Origin of the sequence: Mesorhizobium sp. 113-3-9 (assembly GCF_016756515.1) — a bacterium.
GTDB lineage: Bacteria > Pseudomonadota > Alphaproteobacteria > Rhizobiales > Rhizobiaceae > Mesorhizobium.
This window is the reverse complement of record NZ_AP023246.1, coordinates 558312-580981: the sequence shown is the minus strand read 5'-3', so window position 1 is coordinate 580981 and position 22670 is coordinate 558312. Positions and strand designations below refer to the sequence as shown.

The 22670-nt window shown below is 64.8% G+C and carries 21 protein-coding genes; 11 read left to right on the top strand and 10 right to left on the bottom strand.

All coding sequences use genetic code 11. The features are described from left to right. Positions 1-4: 4 nt before the first annotated feature. From MesoLj_RS02665 to MesoLj_RS02655, 3 genes are read right to left on the bottom strand one after another with little or no spacing between them, the layout of a single operon-like run. Positions 5-994, bottom strand: coding sequence for a transketolase family protein (locus MesoLj_RS02665; RefSeq protein ID WP_202324990.1), 990 nt, complete (start codon positions 992-994; stop codon positions 5-7). Then, entirely contained in the window at positions 991-1839 is an 849-nt protein-coding gene (locus MesoLj_RS02660; RefSeq protein ID WP_202324989.1) for a transketolase, read from the bottom strand. Before MesoLj_RS02660 ends, MesoLj_RS02665 begins: the two co-directional genes overlap by 4 nt. Before the next feature lie 4 nt (positions 1840-1843). Continuing rightward, positions 1844-2638, bottom strand: coding sequence for an SDR family NAD(P)-dependent oxidoreductase (locus tag MesoLj_RS02655; RefSeq protein WP_202324988.1), 795 nt, complete (start codon positions 2636-2638; stop codon positions 1844-1846). Positions 2639-2756: 118 nt separating this feature from the next. Between MesoLj_RS02655 and MesoLj_RS02650 the strand changes: the two genes are divergently transcribed. The 11 genes from MesoLj_RS02650 to MesoLj_RS02600 all read left to right on the top strand — a co-directional run bounded on the left by MesoLj_RS02650 (position 2757) and on the right by MesoLj_RS02600 (position 16146). Next, positions 2757-3977 (top strand): mandelate racemase/muconate lactonizing enzyme family protein, encoded by a 1221-nt coding sequence (locus MesoLj_RS02650; RefSeq protein WP_140770478.1) that lies wholly within the window; start codon positions 2757-2759, stop codon positions 3975-3977. Between the two features lie 138 nt (positions 3978-4115). Then, a complete protein-coding gene (locus tag MesoLj_RS02645) occupies positions 4116-6509 on the top strand; it encodes a thiamine pyrophosphate-dependent enzyme (RefSeq protein WP_244735277.1) in 2394 nt (797 codons plus the stop codon). A 34-nt stretch (positions 6510-6543) separates the two neighbouring features. After that, positions 6544-7554, top strand: a complete 1011-nt coding sequence (locus MesoLj_RS02640) for a C-terminal binding protein (RefSeq protein WP_202324986.1) — start codon at positions 6544-6546, stop codon at positions 7552-7554. Beyond that, positions 7551-8279: an E3 binding domain-containing protein gene (locus MesoLj_RS02635; RefSeq protein ID WP_202324985.1), complete on the top strand. Its 729-nt coding sequence runs from the start codon at positions 7551-7553 to the stop codon at positions 8277-8279. The genes MesoLj_RS02640 and MesoLj_RS02635 overlap by 4 nt, the downstream gene beginning before the upstream one ends. Positions 8280-8462: 183 nt before the next feature. After that, entirely contained in the window at positions 8463-9233 is a 771-nt protein-coding gene (locus tag MesoLj_RS02630) for a GntR family transcriptional regulator (RefSeq protein ID WP_056568764.1), read from the top strand. Positions 9234-9495: 262 nt separating this feature from the next. Next, positions 9496-10560, top strand: a complete 1065-nt coding sequence (locus MesoLj_RS02625) for a substrate-binding domain-containing protein (protein WP_244735276.1) — start codon at positions 9496-9498, stop codon at positions 10558-10560. A 66-nt stretch (positions 10561-10626) separates the two neighbouring features. After that, positions 10627-11694, top strand: a complete 1068-nt coding sequence (locus tag MesoLj_RS02620) for a substrate-binding domain-containing protein (protein ID WP_140770469.1) — start codon at positions 10627-10629, stop codon at positions 11692-11694. A 68-nt stretch (positions 11695-11762) separates the two neighbouring features. Beyond that, positions 11763-13265, top strand: coding sequence for a sugar ABC transporter ATP-binding protein (locus MesoLj_RS02615; protein ID WP_244735275.1), 1503 nt, complete (start codon positions 11763-11765; stop codon positions 13263-13265). Between the two features lie 3 nt (positions 13266-13268). Beyond that, entirely contained in the window at positions 13269-14297 is a 1029-nt protein-coding gene (locus MesoLj_RS02610; protein WP_202324984.1) for an ABC transporter permease, read from the top strand. After that, positions 14294-15262: an ABC transporter permease gene (locus tag MesoLj_RS02605; RefSeq protein WP_202324983.1), complete on the top strand. Its 969-nt coding sequence runs from the start codon at positions 14294-14296 to the stop codon at positions 15260-15262. The genes MesoLj_RS02610 and MesoLj_RS02605 overlap by 4 nt, the downstream gene beginning before the upstream one ends. Before the next feature lie 2 nt (positions 15263-15264). Further along, entirely contained in the window at positions 15265-16146 is an 882-nt protein-coding gene (locus MesoLj_RS02600; protein ID WP_202324982.1) for an SMP-30/gluconolactonase/LRE family protein, read from the top strand. Between the two features lie 9 nt (positions 16147-16155). On the opposite strand, the gene MesoLj_RS02595 is transcribed toward MesoLj_RS02600, so the two are convergent. The 7 genes from MesoLj_RS02595 to MesoLj_RS02565 all read right to left on the bottom strand — a co-directional run bounded on the left by MesoLj_RS02595 (position 16156) and on the right by MesoLj_RS02565 (position 22637). Next, positions 16156-16848, bottom strand: coding sequence for an amino acid ABC transporter permease (locus MesoLj_RS02595; protein ID WP_202324981.1), 693 nt, complete (start codon positions 16846-16848; stop codon positions 16156-16158). A 3-nt stretch (positions 16849-16851) separates the two neighbouring features. Next, on the bottom strand, positions 16852-17517 hold the full coding sequence (locus tag MesoLj_RS02590) for an amino acid ABC transporter permease (protein WP_202324980.1): 666 nt from the start codon (positions 17515-17517) through the stop codon (positions 16852-16854). A 65-nt stretch (positions 17518-17582) separates the two neighbouring features. Next, positions 17583-18392 carry a transporter substrate-binding domain-containing protein gene (locus MesoLj_RS02585; protein ID WP_056568793.1) on the bottom strand — a complete coding sequence of 270 codons (810 nt, stop codon included), beginning with the start codon at positions 18390-18392 and terminating at the stop codon, positions 17583-17585. Between the two features lie 334 nt (positions 18393-18726). Beyond that, positions 18727-18942: a hypothetical protein gene (locus MesoLj_RS02580; RefSeq protein WP_202324979.1), complete on the bottom strand. Its 216-nt coding sequence runs from the start codon at positions 18940-18942 to the stop codon at positions 18727-18729. Further along, positions 18939-19694, bottom strand: coding sequence for a COG4280 domain-containing protein (locus MesoLj_RS02575; protein ID WP_140770446.1), 756 nt, complete (start codon positions 19692-19694; stop codon positions 18939-18941). Before MesoLj_RS02575 ends, MesoLj_RS02580 begins: the two co-directional genes overlap by 4 nt. 79 nt (positions 19695-19773) lie before the next feature. Further along, positions 19774-20817 carry an ABC transporter ATP-binding protein gene (locus tag MesoLj_RS02570; RefSeq protein WP_140770443.1) on the bottom strand — a complete coding sequence of 348 codons (1044 nt, stop codon included), beginning with the start codon at positions 20815-20817 and terminating at the stop codon, positions 19774-19776. Beyond that, positions 20814-22637: an ABC transporter permease gene (locus MesoLj_RS02565; RefSeq protein WP_202324978.1), complete on the bottom strand. Its 1824-nt coding sequence runs from the start codon at positions 22635-22637 to the stop codon at positions 20814-20816. Before MesoLj_RS02565 ends, MesoLj_RS02570 begins: the two co-directional genes overlap by 4 nt. Positions 22638-22670: the final 33 nt, after the last annotated feature.

Below are 22670 nucleotides of genomic sequence, written 5' to 3'. Positions count from 1 at the left end.
AGTCCTAGTTCAACGCGGCAATTGTTGTGACGATGGCCTCGGTCGTCAGCCCGTATTTCGCCTGCAAGGTCGGCACCGCGCCGCATTCGATATAGCGGTCGGGCAGGCCGATGCGCGTCACTTTCTTCGCAATGCCGGCATCGAACAAGGTCTCGACGACAAGGCTCGCCAGCCCGCCGACCACGACATGGTTTTCCGCCGTGACGATATGGTTGAAGCCAGCGGCAAATTCGGCCACCGCCCCGGCGTCGAACGGCTTGATCGTCGGCACGTGCAGCACGCCGGCCGTGATGCCTTGTTTACCCAACGCATCCGCCGCATCCAGCGCCCGCTCGGTCATGAAGCCGGTCGAGATGAGGCCGACATCGGAACCTTGGCGAAGGCGGCGCGCCTTGCCGATCTCGAAGATGTAGCCGGGCTCGAACACTACCGGCACGCTGCCACGCAACAGCCGCATGTAAACCGGACCCCTATGCTCCGCGATCGCCTCGGTCGCTGCCTCGATCTCGGTCGCGTCGCAGGGGTCGATGATGGTCAGGCCGGGGATCATGCGCATCAAGGCCAGGTCCTCGATCGCCTGATGCGTGCCGCCATAGCCGGTGGTCAGTCCCGGCAGGCCGGCGACGATCTTGACGTCGAGGTTGGAGTGGGCGAGCGCGATGGCGACGAAATCATAGGCGCGCCGCGTCGCGAAGACGCCATAGGTGGTGGCGAACGGCACCTTGCCGGTGCGCGCCAGTCCTGCAGCCACCGCGACCAGGTTCTGCTCGGCCATGCCGACATTGAAGAAGCGATCCGGGAAGGCGTCGCGGAACGGCAAGATATCCGTGTATTTGCCGAGATCGGCAGTCAGTCCGACAATGTCTGGACGGCTCTGGCCAAGCCGCGCCAACGCCTTGCCGAACGGTGCCTCGACACTCTGCCGGCCACCGCCGACCGCTTCATCCTGGCCCATGGCCAGCGTACGTCCGGCCTCCGTCGCCGCGCCGCTCATTGGGCCGCCCCCACGGTCTTTTCGAACTCGGCGATGATGCCGTCCCATTGCGCCACGTCGATGCGGAAGAAGTGCGATTTCTCGGAGGTTTCGATGCGCGGCACGCCCTTGCCCGGAAGCGTGCGCAGCACGATCGCCTTCGGCTTGCCGTTGCGGTTCCTCGCATCCGCCAGCGCACCGACTATCATCCTCATGTCGTTGCCGTCGATCTCCGATGTCTGCCAGCCGAAGGCGCGCCATTTGTCGGCCACCGGCTCCATGTCGAGCACCACCGGGCCGTCGGCCTGGATGCCGTTGCAGTCGATCAGCGCCACCAGCCCGTCGAGCCTGAAATGGCTGGCCGACATCGCCGCTTCCCAGGTCGAGCCTTCTTGCATCTCACCATCGGACAGTTCGACGAAGACGCGTGCGTCCGAGCGGTCCACGCGCAGGCCCAGCGCCTGGCCTACGCCTTGCCCCAGGCCATGGCCGAGCGAGCCGCCGATCACTTCGACACCGGGCGTGGTGTCGAGCGTCGACATTTCCAGCCGGCTGTTGTCGGCCCCATAGGTGGTCAATTCGTCGACCGGAATGATGCCGGCCTCGGCCAGCGCTGCCCAGAGCGCGATGGAATAATGCCCGGTCGAGAGCAGGAAGCGGTCGCGGTCGGGCCACGCCAGATTGTGCGGATCGTAGCGCAGTTCGTGGAAATACAGCGCGGCCAGCACATCGGCGATGCCGAGGCCCTGCCCGATATAGCCCTGGCCCTGGCCGCGCGCCATGGCCAGCATGTGGCGGCGCAGCCGTGTCGCCTTGCGTTCGAGCGCGCCGATATCGGCGCTGCCGGGAGGGGAGTTTCGCAGCATGGGATCAGTCCTTGTCGAGCCCGCCCGACATGTTGAGCCGCTCGGCGGTCATGTATCGGGGCGAATCGAGGCAGAGCCAGACGACGGCTTCAGCGACCTCGGAGATCTCGGCGCGGCGGCCGAGCGGGATGCGGCGGGTGCGCTCGTCGAGGAAGGCCTGCAGATCGTTGCGGCCATTGGCGCGGGCGAGATCGACCTCGGTCGAGCGCTGCATCTCGGTGTCCATCATGCCCGGCGCCAGGCTGTTGACCAGCACGCCATAGGGGGCCAGCGCCACGGCCGCGGCCCGGGTGATGGAATCGACGCCGGCCTTGCTCGCCGTGTAGGCCGTGTAATCGGGCAGCGCCATGCGCGAGCCTGGCGAGGTGATGTTGATGATGCGCCCCGAGCGCTGCTCGCGCATCACCCGCCCCGCCGCCTTGCAGGCCATGGCAAGTGCCGTGACGTTGAGCGCCAGCGTGCGCGTCCAGGCCTTGAAGGTGGCATCGAGGAATGGCTCGATCACGCCATAGCCGGCATTGTTGACGAGGATGTCGATGCCGCCCCAGCGCGCGACCACTTTTTCGACCGCGGCCTCCGGTGCGCCTTCCCTGGTGAAATCGCTGACGATGCTCTCGCTTTCAGAGCCTGTGTCGCCGATCCGCCTGATGGTCTCGGCCAGTCCCTCGCCATTGATGTCGGTGACCGCGACGACACAGTTTCGCCGGGCCAACTGGATCGCCACCTCCCGGCCGAGGCCGCCCGCGGCACCGGTGACCAGTGCTCTCCGCCGCGTCGTGTCTTGATCTTTGGCAGGCAAACGAACGCCCTCCCGGTGGCCATCTTGACGGAATTGATACCGGTACCATAAATGGCTGTCAACGGCGATGTGCTATTGTCCCGTCGACCGCATGGGTCCGCTGCAATGGGAGGAAAAGATGAAAGTCGTCGCGCTCGAAACGCTGCAGCTGGCCGAGTTTCCATTCCTGTTCTGGCTGCGCGTCCACACCGATGCCGGTCTCATCGGCACCGGAGAAACCTTCTGGGCGCCGGGGCCGGTCGCGTCCTACATCCACGACAATGTCGCCGCCTATCTCCTGGGCAAGGATCCGCGCGACATCGAGTTGCATGACCGCACGCTTGGCAGCGTCTATGTCGGCGCGCGGGATTCCGGGGCCGAGGTGCGCGGCAATTCCGCCGTCAACATCGCGCTCTGGGACATTTATGGCCAGGCGCTCGGCGAACCGGTCTGGCGGCTGCTTGGCGGCCGCACCCACAGAAGCGTGCCCATCTACAACACTTGCGCCGGCTACAAACATGTCCGCGCCACGAAGAAGAACGCCCTGTTCGAGCGCGGCGAGGACTGGTCGCTCAAATCAGGCGATTCGAACGAGGGCCCGTACGAGGACCTGCTCGCCTGGCGCTACAATGCCGGCGATCTCGCCAGGAGCCTGAAATCCGAGGGCATTGGCGCGATGAAGATATGGCCGTTCGACATCGCGGCGGAGGCATCGAACGGCACCCGCATCTCGCTTGCCGATCTCGACAAGGCGCTGGAGCCGTTCCAGAAGATCCGCGACGCTGTCGGCCGCGACATGGAAATCATGGTCGAGCTGCACGGGCTGTGGACCTTGCCGCCCGTGCTGCGCATCGCGGAGGCGCTGAAGGCGTATGACGTCGCCTGGCTGGAGGAACCGATCCGCTACAACGAACTCGACGCCATGGCCGAGCTTGCCCGCCACACCTCGATTCCCGTTGCCGCCAGCGAGCGGCTCGCCTCGCGACAGATGTTCAAGCAGCTGATCGACAAGCGCGCGGCCAGCGTGATCATGATCGACCTCGCTTGGTGCGGCGGCCTCTCCGAGGCGCGCAAGATCGCCAACATGGCCGAAGCCAGCGAACTGCCTGTCACCTTGCACGATTGCACCGGGCCGATCGTCTATGCCGCCAGCTGCGCGCTGTCGGCCACCTTGCCGAACGTCAACTACCAGGAGGCGGTGCGTGCCTATTTCACCGGCTGGTACACCGAAATCGTCGCCGACATTCCGCCGGTCAAGGACGGCCATGTCGCGCCGCTCGATGGGCCTGGGCTCGGTCTCAGCCTGCGCCCGGAGCTGTTCCAGCGTCCGGACGCCACGGTGCGCATGACGAGAATCTAGCGCTCCGCACGGCTCTGCCTGGAGCCAGTAGACATTATGCTATTATAATCTATGATGCGCAGAAGCGGGCGGCAAACAAGCCCGCTGCCGGCGCTCTGCCGCCCGGCGTCAGATGGATTCAGGGAGGCTTTGGTGGCAATGTCTGCGGCGCGCGCACGCGAGGAGTCGAGAGGTGCGCCAAACCTCCCCGACCGGAAGATCCTGCTCGATCTGTTCGAACGCATGGTGCTGTTGCGCCGTTTCGAAAGCATCGCCCAGATCGCTTGCCGCAAGGGCGAAACACCCGGCTTCCTGCATCTCTACATCGGCGAGGAGGCGACCGGCGTCGGCGTCTGCGCCCACCTCAGGCCAACCGACTGGGTCACATCGACCCATCGCGGCCATGGTCATGCCCTGGCCAAGGGCGCCGATCCCGGCCGCGTCATGGCCGAACTGTTCGGCAAGGCCGACGGCATTTGCGGTGGCCGCGGCGGCACAATGCATCTCTACGACCGTTCGGTCGGCCTGTTCGGCACCAACGGCATCGTCGCCGCCGGCATCGGCCATGCCGTCGGCATCGGCATGAGCGCCCGCCAGCAGGGCCGCGACGATATCGGCGTCGCCTTCTTCGGCGACGGCGCCGCCAACCATGGCGGTTTCCACGAGGCGCTCAATTTTGCTGCCGTGCAGCGGGCGCCGGCTGTCTTCATCTGCGAGAACAATCTCTACGCCACGGCGACGCCGCTCAACTCCATCACGCTCAATCCCGAGATCGCCACCAAGGCCGCTTCCTATGGCATGCCCGGCGTGGCTGTCGACGGCAATGATGTCTTCGCCGTCTGGCTGGCGATGAAGGAGGCCACCGAGCGCGCCCGTTCCGGCAAGGGCCCGACGCTGATCGAGGCCAAGACCTACCGCACGGTCGGTCATCACGAAGGCGATCCGGTCATCGGCACCTACCGCACGCAAGAGGAGCTCGATGCCTGGATCAAGCGCGATCCGATCGACATGTTCCGCAAGAAACTGGTCGAGGAGTACGGCATCGCCGATGCCGAGGCGCTGATCGCCATCGAAGCGCGGATCGAGAAGGTGGTCGAAGAGGCGCTGAACTTCGCCCGCAATTCGCCCGAGCCCGATCCGGCGACGGTGCGCCTGCATGTCTTTGCCGATCCGATCAACCCGCCCGCCGCCTTGGCTTGGCGCGCCGTCGGCGAGACCCGCACGCAAGGCTGGCTGGAAGCGGTGCGCGACGGCATCGCCGAGGAAATGCGCGCCGATCCGGCGATCCTCTATTTCGGCGAAGGCACCGGCGAGCGTGGCGGCAGTTTTGCCCACACCAAAAACCTCTGGCAGGAATTCGGCGCCGATCGCATGGTCGACACGCCGATCTCCGAACAGGGTTTCACCGCCGCCGCTGTCGGCGCCTCGGCCACCGGCGCGCGTACCGTGTCGGACCTGATGTTCGCCGACTTCGCTTTCGAGACCGCCGGCCAGATTTTCCTGCAGGCGGCGAAGCTGCGCTACATGACCAGCGGTGTGATGAGCGCGCCGATGGTGGTGCGCGTCGGCGCGGGCGCGCTGCGCAGTTCCGGCCCGCATCACAGCGGCATCTATCATCCGGTCTTCGCCCATATGCCGGGCCTCATCGTCTGCGTGCCCTCGACACCGGCCGACGCCAAGGGTCTGATGAAGACGGCGCTCAGGGCCGGCGACCCGGTCATCATGCTGGAGCCCAAGGCGCTGTTCGCCTCAAAGGGCGAGGTGCCGGTCGGCGAGCACTTTGTCCCGTTCGGCGTCGCGCGCATCGCCCGGGCCGGCACCGACATCACCATCGTTGCCGCCGGCCAGATGGTGCAGCGCGCGCTCGAGGCAGCGGAAGCGCTGGCAGCCGAAGGCATGGAGGCCGAGGTGGTCGACCCGCGCACCATCATGCCGCTCGATATCGACACGATCGTCGCCAGCGTCAGGAAGACCCATCGCCTGCTCATCGTCGACGAAGCCTGGGCCATGTGCGGCCTTGGCGGCGAGATCGCCCAGGCGATCAACGAATTGGCCTTCGACGAACTCGACGCCCCGCCGGGACGGCTGCACACCGCGCCGACCTCGCACCCCTTCGCGCCGGTGCTGGAGCGCGCCATGCTGGTCGACAGCGCCCGCATCGTCCAGGGTGCACGTGACGTCATCGCAGGCAATCCGCCGGTGCCCGATCATTGGTACACGGTCGGCTTGAAGAGCACTGCGCCGGCCAGATCCGCGCCTGCCCCGGTCAAGGCCGCATCGCCCGCGCTACCGACCCCGACGCCCGCTGCCCCCGGCGGCGATGAACCGATAACGATGCCGTTCGGCGACCTCACCGTCAGCGAGGGCACGGTCATCAAATGGCTGAAGGCGGTTGGCGAAACGGTCAAGGAGGGCGAACTGATCGCCGAGATCGAGACGGACAAGGCCGTAGTCGAGATCGAGGCGCCGATCAGCGGAACGCTTGCCGCGATCGATCAGCCGGTCGGCGCCGTGGTGCCGATGGGCGGCCGCATCGGTGGCATCAAGAAATAAACCTCTACCCAGACATGAAATCCGAAGGGCAAGCATGAAGATCCTGTGCGCCAACTGGCAAGCCGCCGACGAAGCCGAACTCGAGCGCGAGCATTATCCCGACATCGAGTTCATCCTCGCCCGCTCGACCAACGACAAGGCGGCCACGCTGGATCCGGCAGTCTGCCAGACGGTCGACGCGGTCATCAACTATTCGCCGATCCACAATGTCGCCGCCGCGCCATCGGCCTTTCCCAAGGCGCGCATCGCGGTGCGATCCGGCGTCGGCTTCGACAACATCGACACGGTGGGTTGGGGCGCGCGCAAGATTCCGGCCTGCAATGTGCCGGACTATGGCACGACCGAAGTCGCCGATCACGCCATTGGCCTGATGCTGGCGCTGACGCGCGGTACCTCCGCCTATGGCGCCGAGCTTGCCGGCAATGGCGCCGAAGGCTGGCATTTCTCCAAGGCGCCGCTGGTGCGCCGGCACAAGGGTGCCACCTTCGGCATCGTCGGTCTCGGCCGCATCGGGCTCGCCACCGCGCGCCGCGCCGCGGCCTTCGACATGAAGGTTGTGTTTTACGATCCGCATCTTCTGTCCGGCGTGGACCTCTCGACCGGTTACGAGCGGGTCCATTCGCTGGCCGAACTGATGGCGCGCGCGGATGTGGTGAGCGTCCACGCGCCGCTGAGCGAGGAAACCCGCAAGCTGCTCGGCGCGGCCGCCTTCGCCGCCGCCAAGCCCGGTCTTGTCCTGATCAACACGGCGCGCGGCCCGATCGTCGATCTCGACGCGCTGGAAGCCGCCATGCGCAAGGGCACCGTCGCCGGCGCCGGACTGGACGTCTTGCCGAACGAACCCGGCGATCTCGACCATCCGCTGCTGGCGGCCTGGCGTCGCCGCGAAGCGTGGATCGCCAATCGCCTCATCGTCACTCCGCATGCCGCCTTCTACAGTCCGGCATCGATGCGCGACCTTCGGCTGAAATCGATCGAGGTGGTGCACGCCTATCTCGTTGAGGGACGGCTGACCAACTGCGTGAATTCAGAGTATCTGAAATGAACATCGCGGTGGCGCAATCCGGACGTCTGGCTGTTTCGCCCTATGCCCGCCGGCTGGCGCGCGAGCGAAGCCTGTCGCTGGAAACGCTCCGCGGCAGCGGGCCGGGCGGGCGCATCCTGGCCGCCGACGTTTTGGGCTTTGTTTCGGCTGACGCACCTGCCGCTTCGCCCGAGGTCGCCGCGCCCGTGGCAGCGCCTCCAATCGCCGCGCTCCGCATCGCCGCTTTCGCAACCTCCATTGCACTCGGCGCCCTGCAAGACCTGCTGGCGGCACTTGGGAATTTGGGACGGGCATTCGATGTCGACGACGTGCTGCTGCGCGCGGCCGGTCGAGCATTTCTCGAAATACCGGATGCCCGCGGTGTCGGCGATACGGCCGTGGCGCTGGAGCTGGCTGACCGGCAGGCGGTATTCCCCGTGGCCGCCGAGATGCCGCTGTCATCGCTGCGCGCAACGCGGCTCGCCGCCTTGGCCGGCAGCCGTGACGACGCGGACAAAGCGGCGGTGCTATCCCTGCGGCTGCTGCCCACCAGCGACATCCGGCCGGTCGTGATGCCGCTTCTGCCTGGCCGCGCGATGCGGCTGGCCGTCTCGCTCAGCACGGCGAGCGATCATGCCGAATGCCTGCTGACGGTGGATGCGGCAAGCGTTGATGAGGCCACCGCATCCACGTGGCTCGCGACCTTGAAATCGGCGATCGAACAGCCGCTTCGGCTCTTCGTCTGAGACGGTTGATCGTCAACAGCCTTGCCTAGCCTCCGGGTGAGGAAGCTATTATAAAAGCTTCGACATTAGAGCAATTCCAGGAAAAGTGCGAAGCGGTTTTCCGTCCGGAATTGCGTCAAATAAGAGATAGAGCGGTTCGCCGTTTCCGTGAAACGGTGAAACGCTCTAGGCGCGACGAGGCTCATGGATCATTCCGCTCCCACCATCGACAGTCTTCCCAGGCGGACACTCGGCCGCGCCAATGGGCCGCTTTACCGCCAGCTTGCCGACATATTGCGCGAACCGATCGGCAACGGCACCTTCCCGGTCGGTGGCGAACTGCCGAAGGAAGCGACCATTGCCGAGCATTTCGGCGTCAGCCTGATCACGGTTCGCCAGGCGCTGCGCGATCTCGAGGCCGACGGACTGATCCGGAAACGCTCAGCCAAGCCGGCGGTGGTCGCGGCCCGCAATCCGTCGGTCAACCTGAGCTGGAAGTTCAAGAACTTTGCTGACATGGCGGCCTTCACCAAGGATGCGCAACTGACGGTGAAATCCTATCGCAAGGAGGTTTCGCCCGTGCTCCAGCGCCATTTCGGCATGGGCAAGGACGAGGCGGGCTACTGCCTGCGCAGCGTGCTGTCGATCGGCGAACAGCGCAAGGCGCAGATCACCACCTATTTCCCGCCCGACATCGGCGCGCGCCTGAAGCGGGAAGATTTTTCCGACGTGCTGATCTTCCGTTCGGTGCAGAAACATCTCGGCCTGCGGCTCGACGTCGCGCATGTCACGGTGCGCGCCGAGATCGCCGACGAGGTGGTTGCCGCCGACCTCGGCATCACGCTCGGCAGCCCAGTGCTGACGGTGGAGATGCTCTACCAGTCGGCGGACCAGCGCAGCATCGAATTCTCCGTTGCCCGCCATCCCGCCGACATTTTCAGCATCACCTACGACGCGCCCAACGACCTGTCCTGAAGCGCGGCGGAGGCCGTATTTTCTGCCGAGGTCGCATAGACAGGCCCATAAAATTATAATAGCATGATAGCTAGGCTGAAGTGCCGGCCACGGGAGAAGTCGCAAGGGAGGAAATCTGGCGAATTCGGCTCGCGGACACAGCCTCGGGGAAGTCCGGTCAAATTGACATTCGCAATTGGTACCGGTATCAATTTTTCATCTTCATCCGATCAAGATGGCGCAGTCCATCACCGGCTGGACAGGAAACACTGGGAGGAAGATCATGAAATTGAGGAGCTTGAGCGCCTGCTTCGTGGCGCTGGCCGGGTTCGCAGTCTCGATGGGCGCTATGCCCGGCCATACCGCAACCCAAAAGCCTTACGTCATCTATCTCTCGAACAATTTCGTTGGCAATGACTGGCGCCAGCAGATGGAGCGCGTCGCCAATGTCGCCGTCGACAAGGGGCCGTTGAAGGGCCGCGTCGACCTCAAGATCGAAAACGCCGAGAACACCGTTCAGGCGCAGATCAATTCGCTGAACAACATTATCCGCCAGAAACCAGCCGCAATCCTCATCGATGCGTCCTCGGCCGAGGCGCTCAATCCGACCATCAAGAAGGCCTGCGACGCCGGCATCATCGTCGTCAGCTTCGACCAGACCGTTTCGGCCGAATGCGCCTACAAGCTGCATTCCGATTTCGATATCATGGCTAACAACCAGGCCGAATGGATGGCCTCCATCCTCGGCGGCAAGGGCAAGGTTCTCATGGATCGCGGCCTCGCCGGCGCGCCGATCTCGGAACAGTTCGAGAAGAATTTTGGTGCCGTGCTGAAGAAGTATCCCGGCATCGAGATCGTCGGCTATTTCAACGGCAATTATGCCGCGGGGCCCGAACAGGAGGGCGTCGCCAGCCTGCTCGCCGCCCATCCGGAAGTCGACGGCATCTTCTCGCAGGGCTACGGCACCGGTGCGATCAAGGCGCTGCAGAATGCCGATCGGCCGATGGTGCCGATCGTCGCCGCCGCCTTCAACGGTACCGGCGTGACGTGCGCGCAGACCAAGGGCGCCAAATGCTGGCTGGGTGCCAATCCGCCCTCGCTGTCGGCCGAGGCGATCAAGCTCGCGGTCGACATTCTCGACACCGGCAAGAAGCCGGCCGACACCACCGTACTGTTCAACTCACCCGGCCTGACCACGGATATGGTCGATGCCAAATACGCCCCGAATTCCTCGGCGGTGAAGATCGAGCTAGGCAAGACCGTATTTCCGGATCTGGCGCCGGGACTTTCCCTGCCGGTGTCGCCGAGCTGGGTCGAGATCACGCCCAAGGAGGCTTCGGGAACCTGATTTGGTGGATGCAAGGCGCCACTTCAGGCGTCGCGATTTCGCAACGAAAAATGGGAGGAGAAGATCATGAAATCACCAAGCCGTAACATCGGCCTTGCAGCGCTTGCCGTCACCATGATGGCTGCGGGCACACAGGCCGGCCACGCCGAGGACAAGAAGCCCTACACCATCTATCTCTCGAACAATTTCGTCGGCAATGATTGGCGCCAGCAGATGGAGCGTGTCGCCACCGTGTCGGTCAACAAGGGGCCGCTCAAGGGTCGCGTCGACCTCAAGATCGAGAATGTCGAGAACACCGTCCAGGCGCAGATCAATTCGCTGAACAACATCATCCGCCAGAAGCCGGATGCTATCCTCGTAGACGCAGGTTCGGACTCGGCCTTGAACCCGACCATCAAGAAGGCCTGCGACGCCGGCATCGTCGTCATCTCCTTCGACCAGGTGGTGACCGAGCCCTGCGCGCTCGCCGTCGCTTCCGACTGGGACCGCATCCCTTCGGTCATGGCCGAGTGGATGGCAACGCAGCTTGGCGGCAAGGGCAACATCATCCTCGACCGCGGTCTCGCCGGTGCGCCTATCTCGGCGCAGCTGCAGCAGGGCTATGAGAAGGTCCTGGCCAAATATCCCGATATCAAGGTCGTCGGCTATTACAACGGCAATTATGCGCTTGGACCGGAACAGTCCGGTGTCGCGGCCCTGCTTGCCGCCAATCCGAAGATCGACGGCATCATGACGCAAGGCTATGGCTCCGGCGCCATCCAGGCGTTGAAGGATGCCGGTCGACCGATCGTCCCGGTCGTCGGCTTCTCCTACAATGTCGCCGCCGTCACCTGCGCGCAGACGCAAGGCGCCAAGTGCATTCTCGGCTCCAACCCGGCCTATCTATCGTCGGAAGCGATCAAACTGGCGGTCGACATTCTCGACACCGGCAAGAAGCCGGCCGAGCGCTCCGTTTCGGTCAAGGGCGACTTCGTCACCACCGATCCCTTCGAGTCCAAGCTCTATCCGGGCACCAAGATGATCAAGATCGCGATTGGCGAAAATGCGTTCCCCGACCAGGCGCCCGGCCTGACGTTGCCGATCACGCCCGACTGGGTCGAGATCACCGCTGCGGAAGCTGCCGGCACCAAGTAACATCCCGTGACCACGACCCTGTCTCCCGGCATCGCAAGATGTCGGGAGAGCTTTTCGAAGGCGCATTCATGGACCTCGTCACCGTCAACGGCCTGTCCAAACGCTATGGCGGCATCGTCGCGCTGAGCGAGGCGACATTCAGCGCCCGCGCGGGCGAGGTGCACGCGCTGCTCGGTGAGAATGGCGCGGGCAAAAGTACTTTCATCCAGATCCTGTCGGGCGCCGTACGGCACGATGGCGGCTCGATCCTGGTCGATGGCCAGGATTATCGTCCCGCCGATCCGGATGCCGCGCAGGCGCTTGGCATTGCCGCCGTCTTCCAGGAATTGTCGCTGATCCCCGATCTCAGTGTGGAACAGAACATCTGGTTCCGCCACGAGCCAAGGACGCTGCTGCGCACGGTCAACCGCGCGGAGATGCGCCGCAAGACGCTGGCACTGCTGGAAAAATACAACTTCCCGGCGCTCCGCCCCGACCAGGAATTGCGGCGGCTGACGCTGGCCGAACGGCAGATCGTCGAGATCGCCAAGGGGCTGGCCAAGGACCCACGCATCCTGATCCTTGACGAGGCGACCTCGGCGCTGCCGGCACGGGAGGCTGAATGGCTGCTCAAACTCACCCGGCAACTGGCGGCCGAAGGCCGGCTGGTCATCTTCATTTCGCACCGCATGGCCGAAGTGCGCGCCATCGCCGACCGGCTGACCATTTTTCGCAATGGCAGCACGGTCGCCGCGCATGAGGCCAATGCCGTCTCCGACAACGAGATCGTCACCCAGATGATCGGCCGGCATCTCGACCGGCTCTATCCCGAGCGCATTGCCACCGCCACCGACCGTATTGCGCTGAAGGTCGGGAATTTCTCCAGTGGCGGGCGGCTTTCCGGAGTCGATTTCGCATTGCGTGAGGGCGAAGTCCTCGGCGTGGGTGGCTTGCAGGGCCACGGGCAACGCGAGCTGTTCCAGGCACTGTTCGGAGCCTCAAGAGCGAGCGGCACGGTCGAGCTTTGGGGCAAGCCCGCCTCGATCGGCAATCCACGCCAGGCGCTGACCGGCAAGGACGGTATCGCGCTGGTGCCGGAGGATCGGCGCGGGCAGGGCCTGCTCCTGACCAAGAGCGTGCGCGAAAATCTGACACTGTCGGTGATCAGGCGCTTTACAGAGAACGGCTTGCTCAGCCGGCAAAAGGAAGCCGCCCTGGTCAAGGAAATGGTCGATTTCCTGCGCATCAAGGCCGGCACGCCGGAGCAGCTTGCCGGCACCTTGTCCGGCGGCAACCAGCAGAAGGTGATCTTCGGCAAGATGCTGCTCACGCAGGCGCGCGTGCTGCTGCTTTACGATCCGACGCGCGGCGTCGATGTCGGCACCAAGGGCGAGATCTTCCAGCTGATGCGCGACCTCGCGGCCAAGGGCTACGCGATCCTGTTCCATTCCAGCGACATGCCGGAACTCGTCCATGTCGCCGACCGCGTGCTCGTCATGCGCAACGGCCGAATCGCCGCGACGCTGGAGGGGGACCAGATCTCGGAGGAGCAGATTTTGCGCGCCGCCATGCTTGAAACCAGGGCGGCCTGAGGCATGGTGATGTCCGCGGAGCACCCTGTGGAGATGGCGCAAAGGCCAGCTGAGATCAAATCTGCCAGGCCCGGCATCGACTGGCGCGGCCGGTTGCTCGACCGCGCGCCGTTCCTGGTCGCCTGCCTGATGCTGGCCTTGATTGTTGGCATTTACGGCAGCCTGCAGTCCGGTGTCTTTTCGCTCGATGAGCTCAACCTCGACACGGCGGCGGCAATGACGCTGATGCTCGCGGCCACCGGCCAGACCATCGTGCTGGTGCGTGGTGGCATCGATCTGTCGATCGGCGGCATGATCAGCCTCGGCACGGTGATCGCGGCGACGCGCTTCACCGACGATCCTTCAACCACGGCACTTTGGGCGCTGATCATCCTGGCGCTCGGCTTCGTCATCGGCGCGCTCAACGGCCTGCTGATCTCGCTGCTCAGGCTGCAGCCCTTCCTGGTGACGCTCGCCACCTGGTCGATCCTCAACGGCGTCGCCATGATCATCCTGCCGACCGATGGCGGCAGCATTCCCTCGTGGTGGGTCGGCTTCGCGTCCGCACAGCTCATCGGCCTGACCAGCCCTGTCTGGATGCTATTGGCGCTGCTCGTGTTCTGGTGGTGGTTTCGCGCGACGCGCGTCGGCATCGCCATCCAGGCGACCGGCTCCAACGAAAAATCGGCCTTCTTGTCCGGCGTCTCGATCACAAGGGTCAACCTCGTCACCTATGGCCTGTCGGGCCTGTTCGCGGCCGGCGCGGCGCTGTTCCTGGTGACGCAGACCGGTGCCGGCTCGCCGACCATCGGCAAGGACTATATCCTGCCCTCGGTGGCGGCGGCCGTCATCGGCGGCGTCAGCCTGTTTGGCGGTCGTGGCCATCTTGCCGGCACGCTGATCGGCGCCTTCGTGCTGACCCTGATCGGCAATCTGGTCTTCGTCCTGCATGTGTCGAGCTACTGGCAGCCGGTCGCGTCGGGCGTCATCCTGCTGCTCTCGGTACTCGCCAGTTCCGTCGCCGAAAAAGCCGCGAGGAGCCGGGTCCAATGAGCGCCTTCCTTGCCCGTAACCGCCTCATCGTGCTCGCCTATGCCGGCATGGTCGTGCTGCTCCTGGTTACGGCGCTGTTTTCGCCGGGCTTTCTGTCGATCTCCAACATGCGCTCGACTGTCGTGCTTGCCGCCTTCGTCGGCATCGTCGCGCTCGGCCAGACCTTCGTCATCATCGGCGGCGGCATCGACCTGTCGGTACCTTGGGTGCTCAACTCGGCCGCCATCATCATGGCGCTGCTATGCGGCGGCCAGGACCTGCCGCTGGTCTGGGTGATGCCGCTGCTGCTTGGCGGCGGCGCGTTCATCGGCTTGATAAACGGCCTCGGCGTCGCCCAGTTCGGCGTGCCGCCGATCATCATGACGCTGGCCACCAACGTCATTCTGCAAGGCCTGATCCTGGTGCTGACCGGCGGTTCGCCAACACCCTCGGCGCCAGCCCTGATCCAGTTCTTCTCGGTCGGCCGCATCGGCGGCTTTCCGGTCATTGCATTGATCTGGCTGGCATTGACGCTGATTGCGACGCTGCTGCTCTCCAAGGCGGCATTCGGCCGCCATCTCTATGCCTTGGGCACCAGCGCCACGGTGGCGGAATTCTCCGGCGTGCCGACGGCGCGCACCACCATCCTCACCTATGTCATCTCAGGCCTCACCGCCGCCTTCGCCGGCATGCTTTTGACCGGTTATTCCGGCCAGGCCTATCTCGGCATGGGTGACGCCTATCTGTTCACGTCCATAGCCGCGGTCGCCATCGGCGGCGCCTCGATCCTCGGTGGCAGCGGTCACTATCTCGGTACCGTCGCCGGCGCCATGGTGCTCACCATCCTCACCGGGCTGCTGCCGGCGCTGAACCTGTCGAGCGGCGCGCTGCTCATCGTATACGGCGCGGTGATCCTGCTCACCGTGTCGATCGGCAGCGAAACCTTCTCCGGTCTCGGCGGCCGGCTGCGCAGAAAAGAGGGCTGACCATGGTCGAAATTTCTTGTGTCGTCGACGCCAGGGCCGAGCTCGGCGAAGGGACGCTCTGGGACCCCCAGGCGGGCGTGCTGTGGTGGATCGACATCTGGAAGAAGCTGATCCATCGCTACGATCCATCGACCGGCAAGGACGAGACCTTCGAGACTCCGGAATATCTCGGCTGCCTCGGCCTGCGCGAGAAGGGCGGCCTGGTGCTGACCATGACCGACGGTTTTCATTTCTTCGACCCGGTGGCCGGCACGTTCGAAGCGATCGTCGATCCGGAATCCCATATGCCGAAGACCCGCTTCAATGACGGCAAGCCGGACCGCCAGGGCCGCTTCTGGTCGGGCTCGATGTTCGAGGTGCCCGGCGAGCCGATCGAGTTCATAGGGGCGCTTTATAGGCTCGATCCCGACCTGTCGGTGCACAAGATGATCGACGGCATCGGCTGCTCCAACGGGCTGGCTTGGAGCCCGGATTCGAAGACCATGTATTTCTCCGACAGCCATGCCGGCGCGGTATGGGCCTATGATTTCGATCCCGCCAGCGGCGACATCGAGAACCGCCGCACCTTCATCGACATGACGGTGACCGGTGGCGTCGCCGACGGCGCCACGGTCGACGCCGAAGGCTGCTACTGGGTGACCATTCCGGTGACCAGCAAGATCTGCCGCTACGACCCCGACGGCCGGCTGATGCAGACGGTGCTGCTGCCGACCGACCTGCCGACCTGCTGCGAGTTCGGCGGCAAGGACCTCGACATCCTCTACGTCACCTCGGCCGTCCTCAAGCGTCCCGACAGCCACTTCATAGGTCAGCAAAACCCGGGCGGATTGTTCGCGCTCGACGTCGGCGTCAAGGGCCTGACACTGCCGGCCTTCAAGGGCTGACGTCCACACTCAAGCCGCCGACATCACCAGTGCTGTCTCGGCCTTCCTTGTCATTCCGGTAGCGAAACGACGCTCGAGATAGCCGGCATAGAGCGATAGCGGCCAGCACAGCGCGAAGTAGATGATCGACACCGTGCCGAACACCAATACCGGCTGGAAAGTCACGGTGTTGACCTGCGTGGCGGCGCGGGCGAGCTCGGTCAGCCCGATCAGCGAGGCGATCGACGTCGTCTTGACGATCTGCACCATGAAGCCGACCGTCGGCGGCAGCATCAGCCGCACAGCTTGCGGAATGATCACCAGCCGCAATGTCCTGACAAAGCGGAAGCCGAGCGCTGTCGCGGCTTCCCATTGCCCCTTGGGGATAGCCTCGATGGCGCCGCGGAATATCTCGCCGAAGAAGGCGCCGCCATTGAGCGAGAACGTCACCGCCGCGGCTGCCCACGGGTCCGGCCTGTAGCCGAGGAACGAAGACCCGTAATAGGCCATGAACAGCTGGATCAGGATCGGCGTGCCCATGAAGAACTGGATGTAGCCGGCAGCCAACCAGCGCAGCGGCCGCGCCGGCGCCACCCGGATCGCGGCGACCACGAGGCCGATCAGGCCGCCGCCGGCAAAGGCGATCAGCGCCAGAAGGATCGTCCAGCGCGTCGCGAGCAGAAGGAACATCAGTTCATTGGGGCCGAAGTCACGCAGGCTCATGATTCAGACCTTCCAGCGGAACATGAGCTTGCCGATGCCGGCGAAGAGCAGGCTGGCGGCCTGCACCAGCACGAAATAGATGATGGCGATGATGATGTAGACCTCGAAGCTGCGAAAAGTCTGCATGACCAGGTTGTTGGCGACCGCCGTCAGCTCTTCCGCCGCGATCGCGCCGACGATCGACGTGCCCATGATCTGCAGGATGAACTGCGCCGACAACGACGGGTAGACCGCCCGCGCCGCCGGCACCAGCACGACATGGCGGATGATGCGGTAGCGGCTGAGGCCGAGCGACTTGGCCGCCTCGATCTGCCCCTCGGGGATGGCTTCGATGCCGGCGCGCAATATCTCGGTCGCATAGGCGCCGAGATGGATAGACAGCGCCACGACGGCGGCCGTGTTGCTCGACAGCTTGAAGCCGAACAGCGGCAGCGAGAAGAAGACGAAATAGAGTTGGATCAGAAGCGGCGTGTTGCGGATCAGCTCGACATAGGCAGCGATGAGCCACGACACAAAGCGCGGCCCGAAGCTGCGGCCGACGGCACCGAGCACGCCGATGGCGGTGCCGAACAGGATCGACAGCGCCGCCAGCTGGATGGTTTTTTCCAGGCCGCGCAGCAGCAGGTCGAGATGGACAAGGATCGGGCCGAATTGCAGGGCGGTTTGCATGGCATCCCGTCACGAGGTCAAGGAAACGGGGCCGACTTGGCCCCGCCCGACTGCGGATGTGTAAATCAGAAGACCGGCAGTACCGGCAGCGGCTGGTTGCGGTACTTCATCGACAGCGCATCCAGCGTTCCGTCGGTCTTCATGGTGAACAGCCAGGTGTTGATCCACTGCCGCAGATTGTCGTTACCCTTGGCGACGCCGATGCCGAAGTAGAAGGTCTTCAGCACGTATTTCTGCTCGAAGGCGTCACCATTCTGCGCCTTCTTCAGATAGATCTCGCCATAGTCGCCACCGCCCATGGCATCGATCTGGCCCGACACCATCGCTTGCAGCAGCGAGGAATAGTCGTCGAAGCGCAGGATCTCGATGCCGGGATTGGCTTCGGCGGCCTTGGTCAGCAATCCGTCCTCGCCGGTGCCGCGCGTCAGGCCGACCTTTTTGCCGACCAGATCGGCGACACCCTTGATGCTGGTGCTTTTCGGGGCGATCACCACCGCCGACTGGCCGGCATAGGGGATCGAATAGTCGATCTGGATGGCGCGCGCCGGGGTGATCGAGAAGATCGAGATCACCGCGTCGACCTGCTTGGTCAGCAAGGCCGGGATGCGGCCGGGTGAGGTGACGGTGACGAATTCAACCGGCACGCCGAGCGCCTCGCCCATCTTGTTGGCGACCTCGACGTCGAAGCCGGTTGGCTTCAGATTGGCGTCGAGAAAGCCGTAGGGCGGTGTCGTGGTGTCGATGGCGACGACCAGTTTGCCGCGCGCGATAATATCCTCGACCGACTGCGCCGAAGCGATCGACGGCAACAGCGCCGCAATCGCCAGCACGATGCCGGCCAGCAAGGCACCGGCCCCTCTCAGGAAAGTCCGCATGTTTTCCTCCCATGCATTTTTCTGGCGCCTTGCGTCGATATCGTTCGGGCGGGGCGCACTCGCCGCCCAAGGATTTGAAACAGATCGATCTCGCCTGCCGACATCCCTTGCAAACCGGGGATGGAGCGTTCCTCTGCGAGTTATAATGGTATGCTATTATAATGTTATTGGTCTGTCCATGAGCGTTCAGGCGACCTTTTTCATCGCCTCAATGCCCGTGGAGTGCCTGCGGAGACGAGCCTCTCGCGGCGCGCCTGTTGGGCACGGCTGCCGATCATCTTGATCATCTGAGCGGCTGATGCCTGCAAGGCATCGAGCCGCATGGTCGACGCCGTTATCGACCGGTCTGGCGTGCCGCGCGGCGAACGCTTTGCAACAGGATGGCGAGGCAGCCGACCAGCAGCAGCGCGCCGCCGATGAGCGGCGGCAATGCCAGCAGCTTCACCGCCGCAACGACGGCGGCCACCAGCACCAGCGCCAGCAGCGCCAGATTGCCGTCATCGACGAACATGCCGAAGAATTCCCTGGCGACAAGACGAATGGCATTCATCGGGCGAGCCCTCCAGCGGCCGCGGGATAGGTGCTGCGCAGCCAGCGCACCATGGCAAAGGACGCCAGCGCGACGATGGCGAAGATGGCGAGCAGGGCGAGATCGGCGCCCGGCCAGTCGGCACCGATGCCCTCGCCGGTCCAGAAGATGCCGAAGCTGGTCAGCATCAGCCCGACCACGAATTTCAGCGCATTCTCCGGTACACGCGCCAGCGGCCTGTGGACCGCCAGGCCGACAAGCATCACCAGGACGAAGGCCGCCAGCGCGCCCAGGCTGGCGTAAAGCGTTTGCCCGTGAGCCGCGCCGACGGCAATGACGATGAACACCACCTCGACACCCTCGAGCAGCACCGCCTTGAACGAGGCCAGTCCGGCGAGGTAGTCGGCACGACGGTCGTTGGCCTGCTGGTGCAGGACAGCGGTCTCCTTGGAGAAGGCCGCCGCCTCGTCATGCAGGGCGATGACGCCGACGCTGCGCAGGATGGCCTTTCGCAGCCAGCGCATGCCGAACAGGATGAGCAGGACGCCGACGACGAACTGCAGTGTGGTGATGGGCACCAGCGCCAGCAGCGGTCCGAACGTCAGCACCAGGGCCGCCAGCACAGCCAGCGCCAGGGCGGCACCGGTCAATGCCGGGCGCCAGCTGCGCGTCACGCCGACCGCAAGCACGATGGTGAAGGCTTCGACGACCTCGACGAAGGAGGCGAGAAATGCCGCCGTGACTGTCGAGAGTATGGGTGTCAGCGTCTGCATCAAGGCTTCCTGCGTTGTCTTGCTCGACCATGATCTTTTTGGCCGGTCATTTCTAGCTTCGGGATCGTATCCAGATCACTTATGCGGTCAGCACCACACAGCGCTCCGGTGGCAGTGAAAAGATGAGCGAAGCGCCAATCGGCGGCGCTTCGGGCCAGTCGAGCCGCACGCGCTGCGGGCCAAGGTCAACCGCCAGCCGCCAGCATCGGCCCTGGAAGGCGCTCGACAGAACCTTGCCCTGCAGCCGGCTGTCGGGATAGGCGTCGGCCGGCCGCGCGTCTTCGGGGCGGATGACCAGCATTCCGGCGCCCGAGCGGGCGCCAGGCGTGCGCACGGCTTCGGCATCGGTCTCGGCGATCTTGAAGCGTTCGTCGCGGACCTGACCGTGAACGACCGAAAAGCCGCCGATGAAGCTGGCCACGAAGGAATCGGCGGGTGCTTCGTAGATCGCGCGCGGCGTGTCGAACTGGACGATCTCGCCTGCCCGCATGATGGCGATGCGGTCGGAGACCGCCATCGCCTCCGCCTGGTCATGCGTCACATAGACGACGGTGATGGCCTCGCGGCGCACCAGCTCCATCATTTCGATGCGCATGTCCTCCCTGAGGGCCGCGTCCAGGTTGCTCAGCGGCTCGTCGAACAGCATCAGCGCGGGACGCGCGGCGAGGCAGCGCGCGATGGCGACGCGCTGCTGCTGGCCGCCAGAGAGTTCTGTGGGATAGCGATCGCGGTAGGGCGCAAGGCGGGTGACGTCGAGCGCGTGGGCGAGCCGCTGGGCGATGTCGCGATCCGAAAGCCGTTGTGCCTTGAGCCCGAAGGCCAGATTGTTGGCGACCGTCATGTGCGGCCACAGCGCATAGTCCTGGAAGACCATGCCGATCCGCCGCCTTTCGGCCGGGATGACCGAGGTCTCGCTCCACACCACACGCCCGTCCAATGTGATCAGCCCTCTTTCGGGCTCGACCAGTCCGGCAATGATACGCAGGAGCGTGGTCTTGCCCGACCCGCTGGCGCCGAGAAGCGACACCACCTCGCCGGCATCGATCCTGAGGTCGAGGTCGGTCAGGATGGGACGTCCGCCGAGCGACTTGCAGATGCCGGCACAATGCAGGGAGGCAGTCATGACAGGGTTTCCGCGCTGGCGATGTGATTGCTGCCCGCATCGGCAGCCCCTGCGCCGCGACGCGGTTTGACGAATCGCCGAAGCGGGTACCAGACCAGCGCCGCGCCGATGCCGGCGGCCGCCATGGCGACCAACGCGATGGCCGATGCCAGCCCATCACGGTCATGGCTGAACAGTTTCAGGATCAGCGTCGGCGCCGGCGGCCCGCTCTGGGGAATGAGCATCTGCGAGATCGGCAGTTCGAAGACGGTGCGGATGAACGTCAGCAGGAAGGCCGTTACCACGCTGAGCAGGACCAGCGGTAAGGTGATCGAAAGCAGTCTTCGGATTGTCCCGACGCCATGCAGGCGCGCCGCGTCCGTCAGGCTCGGCGCCAGCTGGCCGATCGCCGAAAGGATCACCACCAGGCAATAGGGAAGGGCGGCGGCGACATAGCCCATGACCAGCAGCGACCCATCGCCATAATGGGGGAATGGCCAGTCGCGGAATCCCGGCAGGCGATTCCAGACCAGGATATAGCCGAAGCCAAGCACGATGCCCGGTATCGCCACCGCGCCCAGGGACAGGCCGATGACGGCTGTGCGCAGGACCGGGCTCGCGCGGTCGAGCTGCGCCGACAAAAGCAAGGCAAGCGCGCTGGCGATGACCGCCGTCAGTCCGGCATAGAAGAGGCTGCGCAACAGGCCGTCATTGGCCGCGGTGTCCGGACTGAGCGCCGCCGCCACATTGACCGTGGTGAAGTTGCTCCAGATCAGCCCATGGCCAAGCGTCTGCGTCAGCGCGCGCGCCGCGATCGCCGCAAGCGGCAAGGCGAGCGCCAGGAAGGCAATGGCAAGGGCCGCCGCGATGGCGAGCCATCGCCATGGGCCGAGAGTGTAGAGCCGGGCCGGCCTGGCGCGGCCGGAAATCAGGCGCGGGTCGGCGCGGCGGCGCAGCAGCCGGTCTCCCACAACGACCAGCAGGACAAGGCTGAGCAGCACGAGAGCCTGGGCGCCGGCGGCGGGAAAGTCGACGGGATAATCGCTGGCGGCGGCGTAGATGCCGTAGGTCAGGACACCGAAATCGGACATTCTGGCGATGGTCGAGGCGAGGCCGAAATCGGACAGCACCTCGGCGAAGGTGGCGATGAAGCTCAAGGCGATGGCCGGCGCCAGCAAGGGGCCGTTGATGCGCAGCCAGATCCGCAGGGGTGCGGCACCGGAAAGCCGGGCTGCATCCTCCAACTCGCTGCTCAGTCCGGCAAGCGCGCTGCCGATGATGAAGGCCGCCAGCGGGAACAGGCTGAGCGTGTGGACGAACACCAGCCCGGTCAGCCCGAAAAACGAAGCGCCCAGCCAGGACGGCAGCAGACCGAATTGCGCCAGATAGCCGCCAGGCGACATCAGCAGCACCCAGGCGAGCGCCTTGAGATAGGACGGCGTCAGGAAAACCAGCCACGGCACCGCCGAAATCGCGGCACGCAACGGGATGTCGCAGCGCTGGACAAGGACGGCGAAGGCTCCGCCCAGGACCGTCGTGGTGCAAGCGACCAGCATGCCGAGTTCGAGCGAGTGCAGGACCGACCTGGCGAGATAAGGCGAATTGAACACGCGGGACAAGGGCTCGAGGCTCAAGCTGTTGTCGGGATTCTGCGCGGCGAACAGGTCCGGCATGACCGCCTGGACCAGCACCAGGGCAAGCGGCAATCCGATCAGCAGGGCAAACACGGCGTAGACGGCAAATGACCCGCCGCCGCGAACAAGCACCGTCAGCCCGCCTCGCGGCAGGCTGCTGGTGCCGGCGCGACGGGCTGATACCGCGGCGCCTGTATGCTGGATCATTGTCATTGCCAGAACAAGTTGGGCTCAGACAGC